The organism is Roseobacter sp. N2S (assembly GCF_031454055.1).
Lineage (GTDB): Bacteria > Pseudomonadota > Alphaproteobacteria > Rhodobacterales > Rhodobacteraceae > Amylibacter.
This window is the reverse complement of sequence record NZ_JAVDQB010000006.1, coordinates 281265-302839: the sequence shown is the minus strand read 5'-3', so window position 1 is coordinate 302839 and position 21575 is coordinate 281265. Positions and strand designations below refer to the sequence as shown.

The 21575-nt window shown below is 56.0% G+C and carries 19 protein-coding genes; 8 read left to right on the top strand and 11 right to left on the bottom strand.

Going from position 1 to position 21575, the window contains the following annotated elements:
* Window positions 1-65 precede the first annotated feature (65 nt).
* Entirely contained in the window at window positions 66-959 is an 894-nt protein-coding gene (locus tag GGE09_RS15720; RefSeq protein WP_309747106.1) for a MurR/RpiR family transcriptional regulator, read from the bottom strand.
* A 136-nt stretch (window positions 960-1095) separates the two neighbouring features.
* On the opposite strand from GGE09_RS15720, the gene GGE09_RS15715 reads away from it, so the two are divergent.
* Genes GGE09_RS15715 through GGE09_RS15695 form a run of 5 tightly spaced genes read left to right on the top strand, consistent with a single transcriptional unit; the run spans window position 1096 to window position 6100 of the window.
* A complete protein-coding gene (locus GGE09_RS15715; RefSeq protein ID WP_309747105.1) occupies window positions 1096-2130 on the top strand; it encodes a spermidine/putrescine ABC transporter substrate-binding protein in 1035 nt (344 codons plus the stop codon).
* Between the two features lie 60 nt (window positions 2131-2190).
* Entirely contained in the window at window positions 2191-3267 is a 1077-nt protein-coding gene (locus GGE09_RS15710; RefSeq protein ID WP_309747104.1) for an ABC transporter ATP-binding protein, read from the top strand.
* Complete coding sequence (locus GGE09_RS15705) at window positions 3267-4154, top strand: ABC transporter permease (RefSeq protein WP_309747103.1); 888 nt, start codon at window positions 3267-3269, stop codon at window positions 4152-4154. The genes GGE09_RS15710 and GGE09_RS15705 overlap by 1 nt, the downstream gene beginning before the upstream one ends.
* Window positions 4151-5011, top strand: a complete 861-nt coding sequence (locus GGE09_RS15700; RefSeq protein WP_309747102.1) for an ABC transporter permease — start codon at window positions 4151-4153, stop codon at window positions 5009-5011. Before GGE09_RS15705 ends, GGE09_RS15700 begins: the two co-directional genes overlap by 4 nt.
* Before the next feature lie 18 nt (window positions 5012-5029).
* Window positions 5030-6100, top strand: coding sequence for a P1 family peptidase (locus GGE09_RS15695; protein WP_309747101.1), 1071 nt, complete (start codon window positions 5030-5032; stop codon window positions 6098-6100).
* Here GGE09_RS15695 and GGE09_RS15690 read toward each other — a convergent pair whose 3' ends face one another.
* From GGE09_RS15690 to blaOXA, 5 genes are all read right to left on the bottom strand, one after another.
* Entirely contained in the window at window positions 6101-7111 is a 1011-nt protein-coding gene (locus tag GGE09_RS15690; RefSeq protein ID WP_309747100.1) for a sn-glycerol-3-phosphate ABC transporter ATP-binding protein UgpC, read from the bottom strand.
* Between the two features lie 2 nt (window positions 7112-7113).
* Complete coding sequence (gene ugpE / locus GGE09_RS15685; RefSeq protein WP_309747113.1) at window positions 7114-7950, bottom strand: sn-glycerol-3-phosphate ABC transporter permease UgpE; 837 nt, start codon at window positions 7948-7950, stop codon at window positions 7114-7116.
* A 17-nt stretch (window positions 7951-7967) separates the two neighbouring features.
* A complete protein-coding gene (gene ugpA / locus GGE09_RS15680; protein ID WP_309747099.1) occupies window positions 7968-8849 on the bottom strand; it encodes a sn-glycerol-3-phosphate ABC transporter permease UgpA in 882 nt (293 codons plus the stop codon).
* Window positions 8850-8893: 44 nt separating this feature from the next.
* The gene (gene ugpB, locus GGE09_RS15675; RefSeq protein ID WP_309747098.1) at window positions 8894-10216 is read right to left on the bottom strand and encodes a sn-glycerol-3-phosphate ABC transporter substrate-binding protein UgpB; all 1323 of its coding nucleotides are present in this window, start codon (window positions 10214-10216) and stop codon (window positions 8894-8896) included.
* A 210-nt stretch (window positions 10217-10426) separates the two neighbouring features.
* Window positions 10427-11236: a class D beta-lactamase gene (gene blaOXA / locus GGE09_RS15670; RefSeq protein ID WP_309747097.1), complete on the bottom strand. Its 810-nt coding sequence runs from the start codon at window positions 11234-11236 to the stop codon at window positions 10427-10429.
* Window positions 11237-11569: 333 nt separating this feature from the next.
* On the opposite strand from blaOXA, the gene acs reads away from it, so the two are divergent.
* On the top strand, window positions 11570-13531 hold the full coding sequence (acs, locus tag GGE09_RS15665; protein ID WP_309747096.1) for an acetate--CoA ligase: 1962 nt from the start codon (window positions 11570-11572) through the stop codon (window positions 13529-13531).
* Between the two features lie 98 nt (window positions 13532-13629).
* Here the strand turns inward: acs and GGE09_RS15660 are convergent, their stop codons facing one another.
* The 3 genes from GGE09_RS15660 to truA are packed head-to-tail and all read right to left on the bottom strand — an operon-like array spanning window position 13630 to window position 18427.
* Window positions 13630-14664, bottom strand: a complete 1035-nt coding sequence (locus tag GGE09_RS15660; protein WP_309747095.1) for an AbrB family transcriptional regulator — start codon at window positions 14662-14664, stop codon at window positions 13630-13632.
* Window positions 14652-17648: an aminotransferase class III-fold pyridoxal phosphate-dependent enzyme gene (locus GGE09_RS15655; RefSeq protein ID WP_309747094.1), complete on the bottom strand. Its 2997-nt coding sequence runs from the start codon at window positions 17646-17648 to the stop codon at window positions 14652-14654. The genes GGE09_RS15660 and GGE09_RS15655 overlap by 13 nt, the downstream gene beginning before the upstream one ends.
* A 2-nt stretch (window positions 17649-17650) precedes the next feature.
* Window positions 17651-18427, bottom strand: coding sequence for a tRNA pseudouridine(38-40) synthase TruA (gene truA / locus GGE09_RS15650; protein ID WP_309747093.1), 777 nt, complete (start codon window positions 18425-18427; stop codon window positions 17651-17653).
* Window positions 18428-18537: 110 nt separating this feature from the next.
* On the opposite strand from truA, the gene GGE09_RS15645 reads away from it, so the two are divergent.
* Entirely contained in the window at window positions 18538-19953 is a 1416-nt protein-coding gene (locus tag GGE09_RS15645; RefSeq protein WP_405048563.1) for a YcjX family protein, read from the top strand.
* Complete coding sequence (locus GGE09_RS15640; protein ID WP_309747091.1) at window positions 19950-20951, top strand: TIGR01620 family protein; 1002 nt, start codon at window positions 19950-19952, stop codon at window positions 20949-20951. Before GGE09_RS15645 ends, GGE09_RS15640 begins: the two co-directional genes overlap by 4 nt.
* Here the strand turns inward: GGE09_RS15640 and GGE09_RS15635 are convergent, their stop codons facing one another.
* Together GGE09_RS15635 and GGE09_RS15630 are read right to left on the bottom strand one after the other, a co-directional pair.
* Complete coding sequence (locus GGE09_RS15635) at window positions 20952-21398, bottom strand: group III truncated hemoglobin (protein WP_309747090.1); 447 nt, start codon at window positions 21396-21398, stop codon at window positions 20952-20954. It lies immediately after the preceding gene.
* Window positions 21395-21550: a hypothetical protein gene (locus GGE09_RS15630; protein WP_309747089.1), complete on the bottom strand. Its 156-nt coding sequence runs from the start codon at window positions 21548-21550 to the stop codon at window positions 21395-21397. The genes GGE09_RS15635 and GGE09_RS15630 overlap by 4 nt, the downstream gene beginning before the upstream one ends.
* Window positions 21551-21575: the final 25 nt, after the last annotated feature.

Sequence of the window (21575 nt, the reverse complement as noted above, 5' to 3'; positions counted from 1 at the left end):
CTCGGGCGGCTTTTTGCGTTCTAAAACCCAAATCCGCCGGGGAATATCCGCAAAACCAACCAAAATCACCACAACGATAAACAACGCATCAGAGAGGGCCAGCTGTCTAGGCGTTGTTTGACCCGTTCTGGGTCACGGCCCGCAACCTCATGCAGCGCGATGTTTAAGAGGGTGGCCATTGGGCCGTTGCTTTCCAGAAAGGTGCCCATACGCGTGCTGGCGTGAAACACATGGGGGGTATGGGGGTAAGCCCAGTTGTTGGTTTCATCGGTGATCACAACCAGATCAATTCCCATTTCTGTGCAAAGTTTGGCCATCGGTTCAGCTTCGCGGGCGTAGGGGATGATGTCGATCAGCACCAGAACCTTTTTATCCTTTGCGCGCCGCTTGGACGGAATCCATTCCGCCAGCCCCGCATCATGGGCTGATACAAACCGGACGGATCCGCGCACGATGGACAGGCGGCGGGCAAAATCTTCGGCCAGGCCCCGAATGGTTTGAAACCCCGTCACGCTTACATCATCGGCATTGGCAATCACGTCGATTGCGTTGCTCCATTCGGGTTTGGCAATTTGTGCGGCCAGATCAAGGATCGCTTCGGCTTCGTGTTTCAGGGATCGGGACAAATCGTCGTTCAGCAATCGAAGGTGGCGGCCTTGCAAATCAAGTCCGTTGCTGACTTGCGATGTGCTGAGGTCGGTTTTGAGCGCCTGCATTCCCTTATATCCCAATCTGCGCAGGAACCGGCTGACTGTTATTTCGCTAACATGTGTCTTTGCCGCCAGCGAGGCACCCGTTTCAAGGCCGATCGCGGCTTCATTCAACATCAGATACCGGGCAATTGCGGCCTCTGATTTTGTTAGGTCTGGTAGCATTTCTTCAAGTTTTATGGCGAATGCAGAACGTGCCATGCCGCCAAATTGATTGGTGCCTGCACGGGATATGATCTTATTTGTCATGACAGCTTTACACCATTTATTCATATTGTTAGATTTTATGACATTAATAACACCGAACTTGGCGAATCACGACACAAAAATAACGCCAATTCTTCTCCTGCCCCTGCTTGGGGCAAAACAACAGGGAATGTTACGAATGAAAACCATCGCAAAATCTGCCGTTTTGGCAACCACTTTGGCGCTGGGGGCAGCAACTGTTGCTGCCGCCGACGGCAAGCTGAACCTTTACAACTGGGGAGATTACATCAACCCCGAGGTTCTACAAAAATTCACCGAGGAAACCGGCATAGCGGTCAATCTTGATACTTATTCGTCAAATGAGGAAATGTTGGCCAAAATTCAAGCCGGCGCCACCGGATATGACATCGTTTTCCCATCGGTTCACATGCAGGATGTCATGGTCAAACTTGACCTTTTGGAACGTACAGACATCAATAAATCCGAAAATTTTAAGAATATCGACCCTGTTTCCCTCCGCTCCAAGGAAGACCCTGAAAGCGCCTATTGCCTGCCTTATGCTTGGGGTACGGTCGGTGTGTTCTACAATAAATCCATCACCGGTGAATTGAAAACATGGGAAGATTTCTTTGCTGTCCCTGAAAAGACTGGCGGAAAAATCACCCTGTTGGACGACATGCGAGAGGTGCTTGCCATCGGTTTGATGGTGAATGGCCATTCGGTGAATTCCAGCGATCCTGCCGAAATCAAACAGGCAATGGAATATATTCTGACCAAGAAAAAAGACGTTACCGCCTTTACCTATGACAGTCAGGCTTTGATGGCTGCAGGCGATCTAGCGGCGACCCAGTTCTTTGTCGGGATGAATGTTCTGACCTCTGAAATGGACGATGTTGATTATATGCTGCCTGCCGAAGGGGCGACCATGTATCAGGAAAACATGTGTGTTTTGAAGACGGCGCCAAATAAGGCAGAGGCAAAAGCCTTTATGGAGTTCTATCTGCGTCCGGAAATTGCTGTGATGAATGTAGAGCAGCAGTTCAACGGCACGGCGAATATTCCAGCCCGTGACATGATCCCTGACATTATTCGCAACGATCCGAACATCAATGTAGGGCCTGAAACAATGGCGCGGCTGCAAATATTCGAAGACCTTGGCGCCACGTTAAAGCTGTATGACCGTGCGTGGAATACAATCCGAACCGCGCAATAAGCGTCAACATACCCTCGGGCCGTTGCTTGTGCGTGGCGGTCCGATCAACGGAATAAAAACATGACGCAATTTCTTGAGCTGCGCAATGCGCGGCGTGAATATGACACGCCTGAGGGCGGCAAAGTGGCCGCGCTAGATGGGATTAATCTGGATGTGGGGCCGAATGAATTTGTGACCCTGCTGGGCCCATCGGGCTGTGGCAAGACCACTTTACTGCGGGCAATCAGCGGGTTTGAACAACTTGATGACGGCAAAATGATGCTGGATGGTGTCGATATTCGCAATCAGCCTGCCCATAAGCGCCCGGTAAATACGGTGTTTCAAAGCTACGCATTGTTCTCGCATATGTCGGTTGCGCGGAACGTAGGCTACGCGCTGGAAGTGGCTGGGGTGGCTAAGGCAGACCGCAAAGCCCGCGTGGATGCAACATTGGCCAAGGTGGGGCTGGCGGATATGGGCAGTCGCAAACCCTCGCAACTGTCAGGCGGGCAACGTCAGCGGGTGGCTTTGGCGCGGGCCATTATCGCGCAGCCCAAACTGCTGTTGCTGGATGAACCCCTGTCCGCGCTGGACCGGAACTTGCGCCAACAAATGCAGTTGGAATTGAAAAGCCTGCAAGACGATCTGGGCATCGCTTTTATCTTTGTAACCCACGATCAGGAAGAGGCATTAACCATGTCCGACCGCATTGTGGTGATGCAAAAAGGCCAGATCGAACAGATCGGGACACCGCGTGAAATTTACCGCAAACCCCGCAATCGGTTTGTGGCCGAGTTTGTGGGCGAAACCAACCTGTTCGATGTGACCTTTGCTGACATCCAAAACGGTGTTGCCACCGCAAAGACCGCGCAGGGGATGCAGCTTTTGGTTCAGGCCGAAGGGATTGTGTCGGGTCAAACGGCCACGGTCATTCTGCGCCCTTCGGATTTTCGGTTTGGCGGAACAGGAAAAACCTTGTCCGGCACAGTCACCCGCGAGGTTTATCTGGGGTCGGATTTGCATTACTTGGTGCTGCCCGACGCAGGGGGAGAAGAGATCAAGGTCAGCGCCCGCGACGATGCCGGATCACCAGAGGTCGGAGCGCAGGTGACCCTGTCTTATGACCCTGCTGTCGTTCATATTCTGGAGTCCCGCTAATGGCTCGCAGCGCACGGCAAAGCTGGATACTGACCGCGCTTTTGGCGCCCGTCACGATCTATCTGGGCATATTTTTTCTGGGGCCACTGCTGATCATCGCCGTGTTTTCCTTATTGGAACCAGGGCTTTACGGCGGTGTGGTCTGGAATTTTTATCACTGGAATTACGGTCGAGTGTTTGGCTGGGCTGACGGGTTCATCGAGGTTTATGAGCCGATTTACCTGATCATCCTTGGGCGTTCCTTGATGTTTGCGGTGTTCACGGTGTTTGCTGCGCTGGTGCTGTGTTATCCGACTGCCTTTTGGGTCAGTCGCCTGCCCGAACGCTGGCGCATGTTTTTTCTGTTCCTGATCACCTTACCTTTTTTCACCAGTCTGATCGTGCGGCTTTACGCATGGCTGTTGATCCTGAAACCTTCGGGGTTGATCAATCAGGTGCTGCTAGGGGCCGGGATTGTGAATACGCCGCTCGATATTCTGTACACGCCTTTTGCTGTGGTGCTGGGGATGGTTTATGTGATGATCCCGTTTATGTTCCTTCCGGTGTTTGCCGCCGTGGATAACCTTGATATGGCACTGGTTGAGGCCAGTTCCGATCTGGGCGCAAGCCGCATTCAGACCTTTTTCAAAGTGGTCCTACCCCAGACTTTCGCTGGTATTGTTGGGGGGGCGGTGATTGTGTTCATCCCGTCGGTGGGCAATTTTGTGGTGCCGGATGTGCTGGGCGGTGCCAAAGGCCTTATGGTTGGAAATCTGGTTGAACAACAGTTCCTGTCGGCCCGCAACTGGCCGTTTGGATCGGCTTTGTCTATGATTATCATGGCCGTGGTTCTAAGTGTGCTGCTGGTATTCCTGCGGCGCAGTCGGACGGCGGGGGTGACTCCATGAGCCGCTTTTTCAAACTGCGCAAACAGGGCGCTGGATGGCTGGGGCTAAGCGCATTTTCGCTGTGTTTCTATGCGTTTATCTATCTGCCGTTGTTCATCATCATCGTCTATTCGTTTAATTCCAATCCGGTCAATATGATGGTTTGGGACCATTTCACGCTCGATTGGTACCGTGGGTTGCTGGGGTTGCAAGACCGTGCCGCCAGTGCGGGGGCCAACCGCTCTATTTATGTGGAAAGCACGGATCAGATGATTGCGGCGCTGAAAAACTCGCTAACAGTAGCGGCGTTTACCACGACGATTTCAACGGTGATCGGCACCGCCACAGCCATCGCGATTTCGCGCTATAGATTCCGTGCGCGCGGGTTTTATTCGGGGTTTTTGCTAGCCCCGATGATGATGCCAGACATTGTTCTGGGTATCGGGCTGCTGTTGTTCTTTGTAAAAATCGGCATGAACCTGTCCTTGCTGACCATCGTGATCGGCCATTGCACGTTTCTAACCTCCTATGTGTTCATCATCGTTCAGGCGCGGATTGCGGGGCTTGATCCTGCCTTGGAAGAGGCCTCTGCCGATCTGGGTGCCAATGAAATGACCACCCTGCGCAAAGTGTTGTTGCCCCAACTGGCCCCCGGTATTATTGGCGGCGGGTTGCTGGCTTTTGTGATCTCTATGGATGATCTGGTCATCACGTATTTTATCTCTGGCACCGGCAGCACCACTTTGCCTGTGTTTATCTTCTCGATGATCCGGCGCGGGGTGAAACCCGAAATCAATGCGATGGCAACGCTGATTATCCTCGCTTCTGTGCTGATTGCTGCCTTTGGATTATGGCTGCGATCCCGCCAAACCGACTGACGTGAAAGGCCCTATATCATGACCAAACCACGCGCGCGCGCCCTTGGGCTGCCCTTTGCGGGCACGCCTGGTCCGTATAACGCCATTACGGATGTGCCCGGTGTGCGCGTCGGGTTTACCACGCTGAGCGATCCCGCAAAGGGCATGCGCACAGGCGTCACGGCCATTTTGCCACGAGAGGATAGCGCTGCGCCGCAGCCGGTTTGGGCAGGGCAATATTCGTTGAATGGTAATGGCGAAATGACCGGCACCCATTGGATAAATGATGCGGGGTATTTCATGGGGCCGATTTGTATCACCAACACCCACGGGGTAGGGGCGGTGCATCATGGTACAACCCGCTGGATGATCGACACTTACGCGCAATACTTTGGCGAGGGTCACGCTTGGGCCATGCCTGTTGTGGCAGAAACCTACGACGGGTTTCTGAATGACATCAATGCCATGCATGTCACGTCAGAGCACGCCATAGCCGCGCTGAACAGCGCCGTAAGCGGCCCTGTGGCCGAAGGATCAGTCGGCGGTGGAAACGGGATGATTTCCTATGAATACAAGGGCGGCACGGGAACGGCCTCGCGGCAGGTCTCGGTCGAGGGGCAGACCTATACAATTGGCGCTTTGGTGCAGGCCAACCACGGGCTGCGGCCTTGGCTGAATGTGCTGGGCGTCCCCATTGGCCAGCATATGACCGAGAATCGCCTGATGGACCGCGAAGCCGGGTCGATCATTGTCATTATCGGCACTGACGCGCCCTTGTCGGGTCTGCATCTGCGCCAGTTTGCCAAAAGGGCGGCCATCGGGATCGGGCGCAATGGCACGCCCGGCGGCAATAACTCGGGCGATATTTTTCTGGCGTTTTCCACCGCAAACCCGCAGCCGATGCCGCAAAATGCCACCGCTTTTTCCACAAAAACCACGCTGAACGGTGAGTATCTTGACCCGTTTTATCTGGCTGTGGTGGAGTCGATTGAGGAATCCGTCATCAATGCCATCGTCGCGGGCGAAGATGCGGTGTCGGTGAAACCTGCGGGGATCACCTGTAAGGCGATTGATACGGATCGGCTGGCGGCGTTTTTTAGGCCGCTGTAATCAACAGCGCCGCCCGTTTTTATCAAACAGCATCTGATCGCTGTCCTGCCAGTTCAACCCCACTTCCGCCCCTTCGGTAGGAGGAGAATTTGACGCGTTCTGTCGCAGGGTCAGCATGGTTTCGTCTTGCAATTGCACATGGATCAGGGTCTCGGCCCCCAAGGATTCTGTATAAAGAACCGTGCCGTTGATCCGACCGCTGCCACTGGAGGTGATCTGCAAATGTTCGGGGCGCACCCCCAGCGTAACCGCATCAGGCTGGGCGCTGTTTGCCAGCGCAGCCTTCATGAAATTGGTGGGCGGCGAGCCGATAAACCCTGCGACGAATTCGGTGGCGGGATTGGCGTAAACGTCCAGCGGAGCACCGATCTGATCGGCCACGCCGCCGTTCATCACAATCATTCTGTCGGCCAATGTCATGGCTTCAACCTGATCATGGGTCACATAAAGCGCGGTCACCCCAAGGCGGCGTTGCAGTTGTTTGATTTCCAGCCGCATTTGCACCCGCAGTTTGGCATCCAGATTGGACAGGGGTTCGTCAAACAGAAACACCGCAGGTTTGCGCACAATGGCGCGCCCCATGGCCACCCGCTGGCGCTGCCCCCCGGATAATTCACGGGGGCGGCGTTTGAGATAGGGGGCCAGTTGCAGCAGTTTTGCCGCCGTTTCCACCCGTTCTGTGATTTCCGCTTTCGGCGTGCCTGCTATTTTTAGCCCGTAGGCCATGTTGTCAAACACGCTCATATGCGGATAAAGCGCGTAATTCTGGAACACCATGGCAATGTCCCGGTCCATTGGTTCGCGGTCATTAACGCATGTGTCATTGATCCGCACCTCACCCGAAGTGACGGTCTCCAGCCCCGCCACCATCCGCAGCATGGTGGATTTACCACAGCCCGACGGGCCGACAATCACGATGAATTCCCCATCCTTGATGTCAATATCCACGCCGTGGATCACCTCGGTTTTGCCAAAGGATTTCTTCAGGGCAGACAGGCTGACGGTTGCCATGGTTATTTCTCGCTCTCTACAAGGCCGCGGATGAACAGCCGCTGCATTCCGATCACAACAATCACAGGCGGGATCATCGCCAGAATGGATGTGGCCATGATGACGGGCCAATCGGCAATATCATCGCCTGACGGAAACATCTGTTTGATGCCCATCACGATGGTGTTCATCGACGGATCGGTGGTGATCAGCAGCGGCCACAGGTATTGGTTCCAGCCGTAAATGAACAGGATCACAAACAGGGCGGCGATGTTGGTGCGGCTCATGGGCAAAAGGATGTCACGGAAAAATTGCATAGGCGAGGCCCCGTCAACGCGGGCGGCCTCGGCCAGTTCATCGGGCACAGTCATGAAAAACTGACGAAACAGAAAGGTGGCGGTGGCGGATGCAATCAACGGAAAGATCAGGCCGGAATAGCTGTTGAGCATGCCGAAATTGGCGACGACCTGATAGGTGGGAACGATGCGCACTTCGACGGGCAGCATCAGGGTCAGGAAGATCAGCCAGAAAAAGGTTTTGCGCCCCGGAAAGCGGAAATAGACGATGGCAAAGGCGGATAACAGGGAAATCACGATCTTGCCAAGGGCAATGCCAAGGGCCATCACCAAGGAATTAACCATCATCCAAGCCACAGGCGCATTGATCCCAGCCACCAGCGCCTTGCGGTAGTTTTCAAAAAAATGCCCGCCCGGAAGCAAGGGCATTGGCGGTTTGACGATTTCCGGTTGGGACACAGTCGAGGCCACAAAGGCCAGCCAGATTGGGAAAAAGACAAACAACAGCCCGACGATCAGCCCCAAATGGGTCATCCAAAGCCCGAAGCCGCGTTTTTCCACCATGCCTGTGCGCTGTGCCATCAGTAATGCACCCGCCGTTCAATGAACTTGAATTGCACGATGGTCAGCAGGCCGACGATCACCAGCAAAACCACCGATTGGGCAGCAGAAGACCCAAGATCTTGTCCCACAAACCCGTCAGAAAACACCTTATAAACCAGAATTGTGGTGGATTGCTGCGGCCCGCCGCTGGTAATCGTGTGGATTACCCCGAAGGTTTCAAAAAACGCATAAACGATGTTCACCACCAGCAGGAAAAACGTGGTGGGGGATAGCAGGGGGAAAACGATGGTGCGAAACCGTGTCCAGAACCGCGCGCCGTCAATGGCCGCAGCCTCGATCACGGATTTTGGGATGGCTTGCAGCCCTGCCAGAAAAAACAGGAAGTTATAGCTGATCCGTCCCCAAGCGGATGCAACCACCACAAGGCCCATAGCCTCTTGGCCGTTCAGAACATGGTTCCAGTCATAGCCAAGCTGCCCCAGATACCATGTCACGACACCAACGCGGGTGTTGAACATGAACAGCCACAGCACCCCCGCCACAGCAGGGGCCACGGCATAAGGCCAGATCAGCAGGGTGCGATAGACGCCGGACCCTTTGATCAAACGATCCGCCAGAACCGCCAGATACAGGGCGATGCCCATGGAAACCACGGTGACAAGGATCGAGAACACGGCAGTGGTGACAAAGGACGCGCGGTAATAGGCATTACCAAACAGGTATTCAAAATTGCCAAGGCCGACGTATTTCATCGACAGGCCGAAAGGATCAGGAATGAACAGTGACTGCCAGATCGCCTGCCCTGCGGGATAAAAGAAAAAGACAGCCGTGATGATTAACTGCGGCAAAACCAGCAGAAGCGGCAACCAGAAGCCTTTGAAAGTGACGCGCTTTTCCATTCAAATGAAATGGCACCCCCGCTGGGGAGGGGGTGCCAACGGGCCTAACGGTTGGCTTGTTCGAAACGGCGCAGCAATTCGTCGCCCCGTTGTTTCGCACTGTCCAAAGCAGTTTTGGCGTCTTTGTCACCTGCCCAAACGGCCTCTAGCTCTTCGTCGATAATGCCACGGATTTGGTCAAACGATCCCAGACGCAGACCTTTGGAGTTTTCGGTGGGTGCATTGGTGGTCATTTGTTTCACTGCTACATCAGTGCCAGGGTTCGATTCGTAAAACCCTTGTTCACGGGTCAGGTCCGCCGCCGCAGTTGTGATCGGCAGATAGCCTGTGTCCTGATGCCATTTGGCCTGAACCTCGGCAGAGCTGAGAAAGTTCAAAAACGCTGCAACGCCTTTGTATTCCTCAGCGGATTGACCCTCCATGACCCAAAGCGAAGCCCCGCCGATGATGGTGTTTTGGGGCGCGTCAACCTGACTGGCCCAATAGGGCAGCGGGCGAACTTCGAATTCAAATTCTGCCTCTGCTTTAATGCCTGCATAGCCAGCCGAGCTTTCGGTGAACAGCGCGCAATCGCCAGCGCGGAAGTTCGCACCACCCTCATTGCGGCGCCCTGCGTAGATGAACTTCCCATCCCGCGCCCATTCGCCCATGGCGGTGATATGGGCGGTTTGAATAGGGCCGTTTAGTGCCAGTTCAGTATCCAATCCGCCAAACCCGTTGGCTTTGGTGGCGAAAGGGGTGTTGTGATAGGCGGACAGGTTTTCCAGATGAATCCAGCTTTGCCACGCCGTGGTCATCGGGCATTCACTGCCTGCGGCCTTTAGCGTGTCCAACACCGCACCGACATTTTCCCAAGTGGTCAGATCGGTGTCCGGATCAATATCAGCCGCCGCCAATGCATCACGGTTCACCCACAGCACGGGTGTCGAGGAATTAAACGGCAGGGACAACATTTCCCCGTCACTGGATGTGTAATAGCCCTTCACCGCGCCGATATAAGCATCCGCATCAAAATCCGCGCCGGATTCTGCCATCACCTGATACACGGGTTTCACAGCGCCCTTGGCGGCCATCATCGTGGCTGTGCCGACTTCAAACACCATCAGGATGTCAGGTTGTTCACCTGCGCGAAAAGCGGCAATACCTGCGTTCAAGGTCTCAGAATAATTGCCTTTATGGCTAGCCTCGACAACATATTCAGATTGCGCACCGTTGAATGTTTCCACCTGCGCGGCCACCAATTCGCCCAGCCGACCAGTAAAGGCATGCCAGAACTCAACCTTAGTTTGCGCCGCAACAGGTGCAGCAATCAGGACCGAGGCAGCCGATCCACAAAGCAATCCACAGAGTAAATGTTTCAGTTTCATAATGATTTTCCTCCCAGAAATTCAATTGCGACTGGCCCGAGCATAGCGTTTGAGCGAAATGAAAAGCAAGCCTGCTGATCAGGGGCGCTGCCCCTGAAACCCCGAGGTAATTATGCTCAAAAGAAACAATCAAATTTTGGCGACGTGGTTTCTTTAGAGCTGAAGTACCTCTCGCGGAGCGTTCTGAAGGTGCAGATCAATGCCGGTCTTTCAGGGAAAGGCAGCCAGCAAAGCGGGCCAGTCTGTGATGAATTCTTGACGTGCGCGCAAGCCGGATGAGGGTTTGGTGCGTTTCTCGTCTTGATTGAGTCTGGCAAACACCAAGGTTCTACCGTCCTTTTGCGCCCAACCCACAAACCAGCCCCGTGCCTGGGCGCGGTTAAATGAACCATCTGCGTTGCGGGGATAGGCTGATCCGGTTTTGCCGTACAGCGTCCAGCCGTTTCCCAAGTGTACCGCCTCAACGATTTTTTGGGCTTTTGAGATGGCATCCTTGCGCACGGGCAGGGTGTGGTTGACCAAGCCAGACAGAAAAGCGGCTTGTTCGCGCGGGGATATTTTCAGCGAGGATTCAATCCACGCCCGCTCCAACCCGTTGTTTTTGCCTGCGTCCCCCGAAAAATCTGCCGTGCCGTATTGAAAGGCGCGGGCATAGCGTTCCAGTGTGTCTTGGCCCAAGGATTTGGTGATTTGTTGGGAATACCAAACCACCGAGTATTTCATCCAGCGTTCCGGATTTGTTGGTTGTGTCCAGTTTTTTCCGCCCCATGCGACATATTCTTTTTTATAAGGCAGGCGCGGTGTTTGGGCGTCCGTCAGGAAACCTGTGTCATACCCGATGACCGCCAGCGCGATTTTAAAGGTAGAGGCGGGCGTCACGCGGGTGCTGCAATCGCCGTTTTCCAACAGGATTTCACCGGATGAAGCCTCTGCAATCAGGGTGCAGATCTGGCTGGCGCTGGCAGGGGTGCCAAGCGCGAATAGGCTCGCTGTTATCCATAGAGCAAAAATGCGGGTCATTCTCGGGCCTTTCGCGGCATCATCAGAAGGTGCATTTTAAGGGGGCTTCTGAGCATTGCAAACGGCCAATCGGCGGAGGAGCAAGCAGAAATTGAGCGAGTCGTTTTATCGTGAAATGTCTTTCATTTCGTAACGGATGCGGGCCCAAATTTTGCGTTTGGTTAAGTTTCTTACAGAATTGAGACAGTTTCCGTCACTAATTTTACAAAAAACACCAATAAATCCGTCCGCTTACAGACATATTGACAGATTTTGTCTAAATTTCGTCAAGCCCTTGCCGAAGGTCATGGTAAGCGGACAATACTGCGGTGACTTGTTAGGAGGAGGCAAGCTATGTCAGCACACAAAAGCCCTATGGAAAAACACCCGATTCCGGACGCGATTGCGCGGGACGCGCATATTAACGCGGACAAGTACAAGGCCCTGTATGAGGCCTCGATCACAGACCCCGAGGGGTTTTGGGGGGAACAGGGCGCGGCGTTAAAGTGGTCTAAGCCGTTTAGCAAAGTTAAAAACACCAGTTTTGAATATCCCGATGTTTCGATCAAATGGTTCGAAGACGGCGAGATGAATGTCTGTGAAAACTGCGTGGACCGTCATTTGGACACACGCGGCGATCAGGTGGCGATCATCTGGGAACCCGACAGCCCGACCGAGCCGTCAAAACACATCACCTATTCCCAATTGCACACCGAAGTCAGCAAGCTGGCCAATGTCTATAAGTCGCTGGGCGTCACCAAAGGCGACCGCGTTGTTTTATACATGCCGATGATCCCCGAAGCCGCCTATGCAATGCTGGCCTGTGCGCGGATCGGCGCGATCCATTCCATCGTCTTTGGCGGGTTTTCCCCCGATGCTTTGGGCGCGCGGATCAAAGGGTGTAATGCCAAATTGCTGGTGACAGCAGATCAGGCGCCGCGCGGGGGCAAGGCGACTCCGTTAAAGGTGAATGCAGATGCGGCGATGGAAATCAGCGGCGATGTTCCCATGCTGGTGGTTGAACGCACCGGCGCGGATGTTGGCATGAAAGCGGGGCGCGATCATTCTTATACGGCGCTGATGGCGGGCGCCTCGGCTGATTGTCCACCGGTTGCGGTGAATGCCGAAGACCCGCTGTTTATCCTGTACACATCGGGGTCCACGGGCCAGCCCAAAGGGGTTGTGCATTCCTCGGCTGGGTATCTTTTATATGCGTCGCTGACCCATAAATATGTGTTCGACTATAAAGACGGCGATATTTTCTGGTGTACGGCGGATGTGGGCTGGGTCACGGGGCACAGTTATATTGTCTATGGCCCGCTGGCCAATGGCGCGACCACTTTGATGTTTGAAGGGGTGCCAACCTATCCCGATGCCAGCCGTTTCTGGCAGGTTTGCGATGAACATAAAGTTACCCAGTTTTACACGGCCCCCACCGCCATCCGGGCGTTGATGGGGCTGGGCGATGACTTTGTAACCAAATGCGATCTATCGTCTTTGCGGATTTTGGGCACCGTCGGGGAACCGATCAATCCCGAGGCTTGGCACTGGTACAATGAAGTGGTGGGCAAGGACAAATGCCCCATCGTGGATACTTGGTGGCAGACCGAAACCGGTGGGCATCTGATGACGCCACTGCCCGGTGCAATTGAAACCAAGCCCGGGTCCTGTACCTTGCCGTTTTTTGGTGTGCAACCTGTGGTTCTGGACCCGCAGACAGGTCAGGAAATCACCACAGTCGAGGCCGAGGGCGTTCTGTGTATGAAAGACAGCTGGCCTGCACAGATGCGCACGGTTTACGGCGATCATGACCGGTTTGTGGCCACGTATTTTGCGGATTACAAAGGCTATTATTTCACCGGTGATGGCTGCAAGCGGGATGCGGACGGCTATTACTGGATCACTGGCCGTGTGGATGATGTGATCAACGTATCGGGTCACCGAATGGGCACGGCCGAAGTGGAGAGCGCCTTGGTCGCCCATGATAAAGTCGCTGAAAGTGCGGTTGTGGGATACCCACATGATATTAAAGGGCAGGGGATTTATGCCTATGTCACCTTGATGTCAGGTGTGGAACCGACCGAGGACTTGCGCAAAGAGCTGTCTGATTGGGTGCGTAAGGAAATCGGCCCGATTGCCAAACCTGACTTGATCCAATGGGCGCCCGGCCTGCCGAAAACCCGTTCGGGTAAGATCATGCGGCGGATTTTGCGCAAGATTGCCGAGGATGATTTTGGCGCGCTTGGGGATACATCAACTTTGGCGGATCCAAGTGTGGTCGATGATCTGATTGAGAATCGGATGAATCGGGGGTGATCTGCGTGCGGCGGCTTGGGCTGCTGCCTTAGGATGCCTCCGGCAGGAGTATTTAGGGAACATTGAAGCGGGCGCGGGGGGAACCTTGCGCCCGTTTTCTATTTTAAGAAGCGAAAAAACAGGGGCGCGCCGAAGATCACGACTAGGATGCGGATCAGATGGTGGGTGATGACATGGGCCACATCTGCGCCAACCACAAGCGCGAGTAGCGCCATTTCAGCCTGACCGCCCGGGGAAAACGCCAGTAGGGTTTCAACCGGTGGGGCAAGGTTGACAGCAATGATCAGGCCACAAAAGGCGGCGCTGATGGCGGCGATCAACACGCAATAGCCAAGGGCGGCGGTGATGTCGTGGCGTAGCTCTCGTGTGGTGATGCCAGTGTAGGTTGCGCCCACGTGCAGGCCGATGAAAAACTGAGCGGCGAGGATCAGGTCTGCGGGGGGGCGGACAGTCAGCCAGCCCGCGACTGACGCAATGGCGGCAAGGATCAGCGGGCCAAGGATTGCCGGGCCAAACAAGCCGATCTTGATGCCGCCCCACCAGCCGACTGCGGCGCAAAACAACATGATGGCCAATTGCGAAACTGGTGGGAAATTATGGTCAGAGTTGGACAGTTGGCTGAGGTCCAGCCCGAAGCCGTGATCCAGAATAAAGGGCAGGACAGCCACAATCACCAGAACGCGGGTGACCTGAATCAGCGACATACTGCGAAGGTTGCCGCCTGCGGATTCGCCAAACAGCAGCATATCTGACAGGCCGCCCGGCATGGCAGAATAAAATGCAGTGGCGCGGTCATAGCCGCAGATGCGGCGGAAATAGGGGTAGCCGATCAGGCCGATGGCAATCACAAAAGGTGGGATCAGCATAATGCTGAGCAGCATGGTATCAAGGCGGGCGAGAAGGGCAGCTGTGATCGAAGCGCCCACGGCCACGCCCAGCACGGTGCGCATGGATTCAGATGCGATGCGGATGCCCTTCAGGTTCAGACCACAGATTGCAGCCACTAGGCAGGCAAACAGCGGGCCGAGCAGCCAAGGCAGCGGCAGGTCAACTTTGATAAAGGCGGCAACGCCGATAGCACCGACGCCAAGGGTTATGCCCTGCGTGCGCCAGTGCCGGATCAGATTTGGCATGCGGTTTCGGTCAGTATTTTATCCAGTTGGTGCAGAATGCGTTGGATGTCATCGGCTTCGATCGTCAGGGGCGGGCGGATTTTCAGAATGTTGTGATGCGGGCCTTCCGACCCGATCAGGATGCGGTTTTCGTGCATCCGGTTGATCACACGATTGGCGATTTCGGTGGCTGGCATGCGGTTTTCGCGGTCTGTGACCAACTCAACCCCGACAAACAGACCCATGCCGCGCACATCGCCGATGGTTTGGTGTTTGCTTTGCAAGCGGCGCAACCCGTCCAGCAGTTCGCCGCCGCGCAATCGGGCGTTTTCCTGAAGCTTTTCATCCTCGACGATTTTCAGCACCTCGGCGCCGATGCGGCAGGACAGGGTTGAGCCGCCGAAGGTTGAAAAATACTCTGGCCCTTGGGCAAAACTGGCGGCGATTTCGGGGCTTGTGACCACCACGCCGATGGGGTGGCCATTGCCGATGGGTTTGCCAAGCACCACAATGTCAGGGGTAACGCCTTGTTGTTCAAAGGCAAAGTAATGGCTGCCAAGCCGCCCGAGTCCTGTTTGCACTTCATCCGCGATGCAGACACCGCCTGCGGCGCGGATTTTGGCATAGACTTGTTGCAGATAGCCTTGGGGCGGGATGATCTGGCCGCCGACAGATGGGAAGACCTCGCTGATCCAACCGGAAACTTTGCTGCCGCGTGCGGTGATCGCGTCGAGTGCGCCGTCGATCTGGGCGGCGTATTTATCAGCACAATCGGGATCATTGCGGCGAAATGGGCCTGCGTAATCGTCGGCGACATCCACAAGTTGGACCCAATCGGCCTGACCCACACCGCCCTTAGCGTTGAATTTATAGGCGGAAATCGCAATCGCGCCTGTGGTGTTGCCGTGATAGCCGTGATTTGCCGTGACAATATCGCGCCCGCCTGAATGGGCGGCAGACAGGCGCAGGGCCAGTTCGTTTGCCTCGGTTCCGGAATTGACGAAGAAACAGACCGACAGGGGAGCGGGCATTTTTGACAGCACTGTATCGGCAAAATCTGTTTGGGCAGGGTGCAGGTAGCGGGTGTTGGAGTTCATCCGCATCAGTTGATCCGCCGCAATCGCCTGAATGCGCGGATGGGCGTGGCCCACATGGGGGACGTTGTTATAGGCGTCCAGATGGGGGCGGCCCCATTCGTCAAACAGGTGATGTTTCCAGCCGCGCAGGAACATGGCCGGATCGGAATAGCTGAGTTTGACATTCGCGCCGAAATGCTTGCGCCGCTTGTCCAAAGTTTCGGCCTTGGGCATCGGGTGATAGGTCACATAATCGTCTGGCAGGTTCAGCAGTGCTGCGGGATTGGGGCAGATTTTGCCCCAAAGGTCCATGTGATCGGGGTTGGCGACACCCGGCCAGTCGTGGCCCATGCCGTCTGTGGTCAGGGCCAGTTGGAAATGCACATGGGGTGCCCAGCCGCCGTTTTCGCTGGCATCGCCAAGGGCGCAAAAGGCGCTGCCTTTGGCCACGGGATCGCCCGCTTTCAGATGGGACAGGCTGGCGGGGGACAGGTGGCCGTAAAGCGTGTAAAACGCAGCGCCGTCAGGTGTTTCATGGCGCAGGATGATCACGCCGCCATAATCCAGATGGCTGGTGCGGTTTTCAATCACAGCGACCGTGCCATCAAGCGGGGCGTGCAGGGGCGTGCCTGCGGGGGCGAAAACATCTACCGCCAGATGCACGGTGCGGTGGTCTGATGATTTCCATGGTCCTTGCTGAAAGGCGGGGGCGGTATAGATCAGGCGGGGTTCGCCCCACAGCCCCAGCCACATTTCACCCCTGTCGTATTCTGCGCCTAAGGTTGCGGCCTCGGCCAATGGCAGATCAAACGGGTTGCGCGGGGCGGCCACTGCGGCCACGGATAGCGGGCCAAGGGGGGCATCATCCAGCGGTTTTCCCATCAAGGGGGCAAAGGAACCGCGGTTTTCATTCAGGTAGGCCAGTACTTTATCCGCGCCAACGGTGACGGGTAGATCGCATGCGGCGCGCAATTCGGCGCGGATCAGGCCAGCGTCCAGATCGGTGCGTTCCAAAAAGCGCCAGGCGGGGGCTTGGCTGATGGTAATATAGGGATCGTCGGGGTTTTCAGCGGATTCCAGCGTTGAATTCACCACGCTGACCGCAAGGCGCATGCGCAGTAGCGGATAGACCATGTCGGTTTCTGCCGCAGTCAGCGGATTTTCACGGTGATACCCGCGCACCAAAGCGGCAAGTGCCTGTTGCGGTGTGTCGTGGTCCAACACCAGATAGGCCGCTGCAATGGCCAGATCACAGACGCGGGGGCTGGCGGTCATATCGCCAAAATCAATCAGGCCCGTGATGGTGCCATCGGTGCTGGCCAGAATGTTATAATCGTTTAAATCATTGTGGATCGCTTGTGCAGGCATAGCATCCAATGCGGGTTTCAGCGCGGTGAAATCCTGCAAAATACCAGTGATAATCTTGCGGCGGGTCGTGTCTGCTAGGACGCTCAAATGCTCTGTAATCCAATCCCCAGTGGGCAGTTGCCATTTGAATGAAACAGCATGTTGGGGATGGTTGAAATTCAGCAAGCCTGCATCCATCTGCCCCAGATAACGGCCTAGCTGTTCGATCATCCCCAGCGTTTTCGGATTGTGATCCGCATAACATCCACCAGTCAGGCGGGTTTGCAGCCAGATCAGGCGGGGCTGGCCGGATTCGTCAGCGACGGTTGCGTAGTAAGCCCCGTCCAGTGTGGGGATCAGTTTGGGCAGGGGGATGTTTGGATGTGTGGTGCCAAGGTGGTTGATCGCGGCGCATTGCATATCCACCAGATTTTTGGGGCAGCCTGCACGCATCACCTTAAAGATATACTCGGTTCCATTGGCACTGGCCGCAAAGTTCAGATCATATTCACCATCCAGCCGCTTCAGCGTGGCGGTCAGGTTGAAATGGGTGGACAGGGCAGCTTGCCAATAGGAAATCATGCTTAGGGGGCTTTCTGAAAAGGGTCTTCCGGATAGGTTACATCGGCCAGATACAACCCGTGGGGCGGGCAAACCGGCCCACAGGCGGCGCGGTCTTTGGCGTGCAGTGCTTTGGCCACATCGTCAGGGGACCATGATCCAGCGCCGACCCGTTCCAAAGTCCCTACAAAGCTGCGCACTTGGTTGTGCAGAAAGCTGCGGGCACGGACAAAAAAGCGGTATTCGGTGCCGCCCGGGTAGGGGTGTTCGGTCACGTTTAATGCGTCCAACGTGCGCACGGGGCTGTTGGCTTGGCAGATGGTAGATCGAAAGGTGGTGAAATCATGCCGTCCCAGCAATTGGTTTGCACCCTCCTGCATGGCTTTTACATCCAGTGGATGGCGCACTTGCCATACGATGCCTGCGTCATGGGTGACGGGGGCACGCCGCGCCACAAGGCGAAAGATGTATTTGCGTTCCAGCGCTGAAAACCGCGCGTGAAACCCGTCGTCCACTTTGGCGGCGTCCACAATGCCGATCGGCAGGGGTTTGAGGTGATAGTTCAACGCCTCGGACAGGCGAAAAGCGTCCCAATCCCGCGCCAGATCCACATGGGCCACCTGCCCGTAGGCATGTACGCCCGCATCTGTGCGACCTGCGCCCTGGATGCCGTCGTGATCACTTTCCAGCACGCGCAAGGCGTTTTCTACCGCCCCTTGCACCGATTGAAGGTCGATTTGACGCTGCCAGCCTACAAAAGGCTTGCCATGATATTCGATTTTAAGCGCAAAACGGGGCATAGCTTTGCGATACCTTGGGAAAATGGGTTTGCCAAGGTCTATGAAACAGCGGCGCGCATGCTTATTTAGGATCACGACCCATAAAGGCGGAAGGACAGGCTATTCTAGGCATCGGAACTTTGATCGACGGCGTGACGCGGCAGGTGGAACTGATCAGTGACGGCGTCAGCGAGACCCTGTTTGAACCTGTGATCCGCTTGGGGGTGACGGGGCTGTCGCGGGCGGGCAAAACCGTGTTTATCACGTCGTTGGTGGCCAATCTGCTGGATCGGGGGCGGATGCCGGGGCTGATGGCCGCCAGTCAGGGCCGGATCGAAGCTGCGTTTTTGCAGCCCCAGCCCGATGATCTGGTGCCGCGGTTTGAATATGAAAAACATCTGTCGGCCATGACGGGGCCAAATCCGGTGTGGCCCGAAAGTACGCGGGCGATTTCACAGTTGCGGCTGTCTTTAAAGGTCGCGCCTGCGGGGGTGCTGTCGGCGATCAAATCCGTGCGCACCATTCATATTGATATTGTGGACTACCCTGGCGAATGGTTGCTGGACCTGCCACTGCTGGAACAGAATTTTGCACAGTGGTCACAGGGCGCGATTGCCTTGGCCCAAAAACCATCCCGCGCGAAATTTGCCGCCCCTTGGCTGGCGCTGCTTGATCAACTGGACCCGAGCGTTGAGCTGGATGAACCCCAAGCGCAGAAGCTTTCGCAAGCGTTTACGGATTACTTGCAGGCAGCACGGGAATCCGGCCTGTCAGCCTGCGCGCCGGGGCGGTTTTTGATGCCCGGCGATCTGGCGGGGTCGCCCGCTTTGACGTTTACGCCGCTGCCAGGGGATAAATACCCGCGAAATTCTTTGGGGCGGGCGTTTTCACGTCGGTATGAGGCGTATAAATCCCGCGTTGTGCAGCCGTTTTTCCGCGATCACTTTTCCCGTATTGATCGCCAAGTGGTGCTGGTCGATGCGCTGGGCGCGATCCATGCGGGGCCACAGGCGGTGGGGGATTTGCGCGATGCGCTGGCGGAAATCCTTGGCTGTTTCAAAACGGGGCGGAACGGGTTTTTATCGGCGTTGCGCGGTAAATCTGTGGAGCGAATCTTGTTTGCGGCCACCAAAGCGGACCATCTGCACCACAGCCAACACCCCGCTTTGACCAATATAATGGGCGCGCTTGTACGCAGTGCGCGGGACAAGGCGACCTATCAGGGGGCGCAAACCGATGCGATGGCGCTGGCCAGTTTGCGCGCCACAGTAGAAGAAACCCGCACCCATAACGGTGAAAGCCTTGATCTGGTGCGCGGGCGTTTGTTGTCTACGGGCAAACAGGCGGCGATGTATCCGGGGCTGTTGCCCACGGACCCTGCGGCCCTGTTAAAACCCGCAGATCAGGACGCATCGCAGTGGCTAAACGGGGATTATGCCATCATGGGGTTCGCCCCGGCCGAGGTTTCCCTGAAAGCGGGGGACGGGCCGCCCCATATCAGGCTGGACCGCGCGGCTGAATTTTTGATCGGGGATCGTTTGGGATGACACAGAAGCTTTCAAAACCTGTGGTGATTGATCTGGAAGACGCGCCGCAAAAGACCGTAACGCCAGCCACAGTGCCACCTGTGCCGGATCTGGATACCCCGCATCACACATCCGCAACCGAGGTCGGCTTGCGTTTTGCTGCAAGCAAACGATCCCTTGTATCGCGGGTATTTTGGTCGGCGCTGGGCGCGCTGGTTACCTTTATGATCGGGGTTTTCGTCTGGGATTTTGTCAGCGGATTGTTGTCGCGTAATATCTGGCTGGGGCGCACGGCATTGGTGCTAATGGTTCTGGTGGCCGGGGCTTTACTGGTGGTCGCTGGCCGCGAGTTGGCAACGTTATCCCGATTGCGCCGCATCGACGGGCTGCGCGCCGAAGCAGAGCACCTGTCCCAAGACGGCAGTCTGCCTGCAATCCATGTCTTTCAGAAAAAGCTGGAACGTTTGTATAAGGGGCGGGCCGAATTGCGTTGGGGGTTGGCCCAAATGCAGGACCGCCGTAGCGATGTGATGGATGCTGACGGGGCGCTGGCGTTGACTGAAACCACGTTGTTGCGCCCGCTGGATGATTTGGCCCGCAAACAGATTGAATCCGCCTCGCGGCAGGTAGCGACGGCCACGGCGATTGTGCCCTTGGCCTTTGCGGATGTGATTGTGGCGCTGACCGCAAACCTGCGGATGATTCGCCAGATTGCGCAGATTTACGGCGGTCGGTCGGGCACCTTCGGGTCTTGGCGGCTGACCAAGGCGGTGGCCGCCCATCTGGTGGCCACGGGGGCTGTGGCGATTGGCGATGATCTGATCGGTTCCGTTGCGGGGGGCGGCGTTCTGTCGAAAATCTCGCGCAGGTTTGGCGAGGGGGTGATCAACGGTGCCCTAACCGCCCGCGTGGGGGTGGCCACGATGGAGGTCTGCCGCCCGATGCCGTTTCAGGTTGAACCCAAACCCCGCGTGACCAACATCATCAAACGCAGCCTGACGGGGTTGTTTGGCAACTGATTAATTCAAAATGGGCGGTCCGACATGGATGCCGCTGGTGCCGCGGCTTTCCACACCCATGCGCAGCCCGCGCCCGATGCGGTGGGCCAGTGCGGACCATTGCTGCGCCACGGGTTCGGGCAGTTCCTGTGCCAATGTGTCGTCAAACAGGGCCAGCCAATGGGTGAACATTTCAGGACGGATGGCGGAAATGCCCGAATGTACCATCATGGGATTGCCGTCATAGCTGCGTTCATAAAGGATCGCATTGGCCCAGAAATTTGTGATCTTTGCCTCATGTATACGCCAGATTTCAGCGTCCTTTGACAGGCTTTCCAAAAACACAGGGCCGATCACCGGATGCAGGCGCACGTTGGCGTAAAAGCGGGTTACAACGCGTTCGATACCCGCGCGGGTCAGGTCGATGCGCGGGGGGAGGGAGGCGCGGGGCAAGGTCTCTGTCGTCAATGGAATATCCAGACAAGCAGCAGGCCGATGGGCAACCAGACCAACATATTCAGATAGGATCGCAGCAATCCCAGTTCTCCTTTGGGATCAATGCCAAGGGCGGCACAGATTCTTGTGCCGGGCCATAAAATCAGGTTTGCGAGTTTTTCCATCATTCGAATCCTTAATTCGTATTTC

Excerpts from the sequence above, each read along its gene's own strand:
- GGE09_RS15720 (WP_309747106.1), bottom strand. The coding sequence starts at position 959 with ATGACAAATAAGATCATATCCCGTGCAGGCACCAATCAATTTGGCGGC.
- GGE09_RS15715 (WP_309747105.1), top strand. The coding sequence starts at position 1,096 with ATGAAAACCATCGCAAAATCTGCCGTTTTGGCAACCACTTTGGCGCTG.
- GGE09_RS15710 (WP_309747104.1), top strand. The coding sequence starts at position 2,191 with ATGACGCAATTTCTTGAGCTGCGCAATGCGCGGCGTGAATATGACACG.
- GGE09_RS15705 (WP_309747103.1), top strand. The coding sequence starts at position 3,267 with ATGGCTCGCAGCGCACGGCAAAGCTGGATACTGACCGCGCTTTTGGCG.
- GGE09_RS15700 (WP_309747102.1), top strand. The coding sequence starts at position 4,151 with ATGAGCCGCTTTTTCAAACTGCGCAAACAGGGCGCTGGATGGCTGGGG.
- GGE09_RS15695 (WP_309747101.1), top strand. The coding sequence starts at position 5,030 with ATGACCAAACCACGCGCGCGCGCCCTTGGGCTGCCCTTTGCGGGCACG.
- GGE09_RS15690 (WP_309747100.1), bottom strand. The coding sequence starts at position 7,111 with ATGGCAACCGTCAGCCTGTCTGCCCTGAAGAAATCCTTTGGCAAAACC.
- ugpE (WP_309747113.1), bottom strand. The coding sequence starts at position 7,950 with ATGGTGGAAAAACGCGGCTTCGGGCTTTGGATGACCCATTTGGGGCTG.
- ugpA (WP_309747099.1), bottom strand. The coding sequence starts at position 8,849 with ATGGAAAAGCGCGTCACTTTCAAAGGCTTCTGGTTGCCGCTTCTGCTG.
- ugpB (WP_309747098.1), bottom strand. The coding sequence starts at position 10,216 with ATGAAACTGAAACATTTACTCTGTGGATTGCTTTGTGGATCGGCTGCC.
- blaOXA (WP_309747097.1), bottom strand. The coding sequence starts at position 11,236 with ATGACCCGCATTTTTGCTCTATGGATAACAGCGAGCCTATTCGCGCTT.
- acs (WP_309747096.1), top strand. The coding sequence starts at position 11,570 with ATGTCAGCACACAAAAGCCCTATGGAAAAACACCCGATTCCGGACGCG.
- GGE09_RS15660 (WP_309747095.1), bottom strand. The coding sequence starts at position 14,664 with ATGCCAAATCTGATCCGGCACTGGCGCACGCAGGGCATAACCCTTGGC.
- GGE09_RS15655 (WP_309747094.1), bottom strand. The coding sequence starts at position 17,648 with ATGATTTCCTATTGGCAAGCTGCCCTGTCCACCCATTTCAACCTGACC.
- truA (WP_309747093.1), bottom strand. The coding sequence starts at position 18,427 with ATGCCCCGTTTTGCGCTTAAAATCGAATATCATGGCAAGCCTTTTGTA.
- GGE09_RS15640 (WP_309747091.1), top strand. The coding sequence starts at position 19,950 with ATGACACAGAAGCTTTCAAAACCTGTGGTGATTGATCTGGAAGACGCG.
- GGE09_RS15630 (WP_309747089.1), bottom strand. The coding sequence starts at position 21,550 with ATGGAAAAACTCGCAAACCTGATTTTATGGCCCGGCACAAGAATCTGT.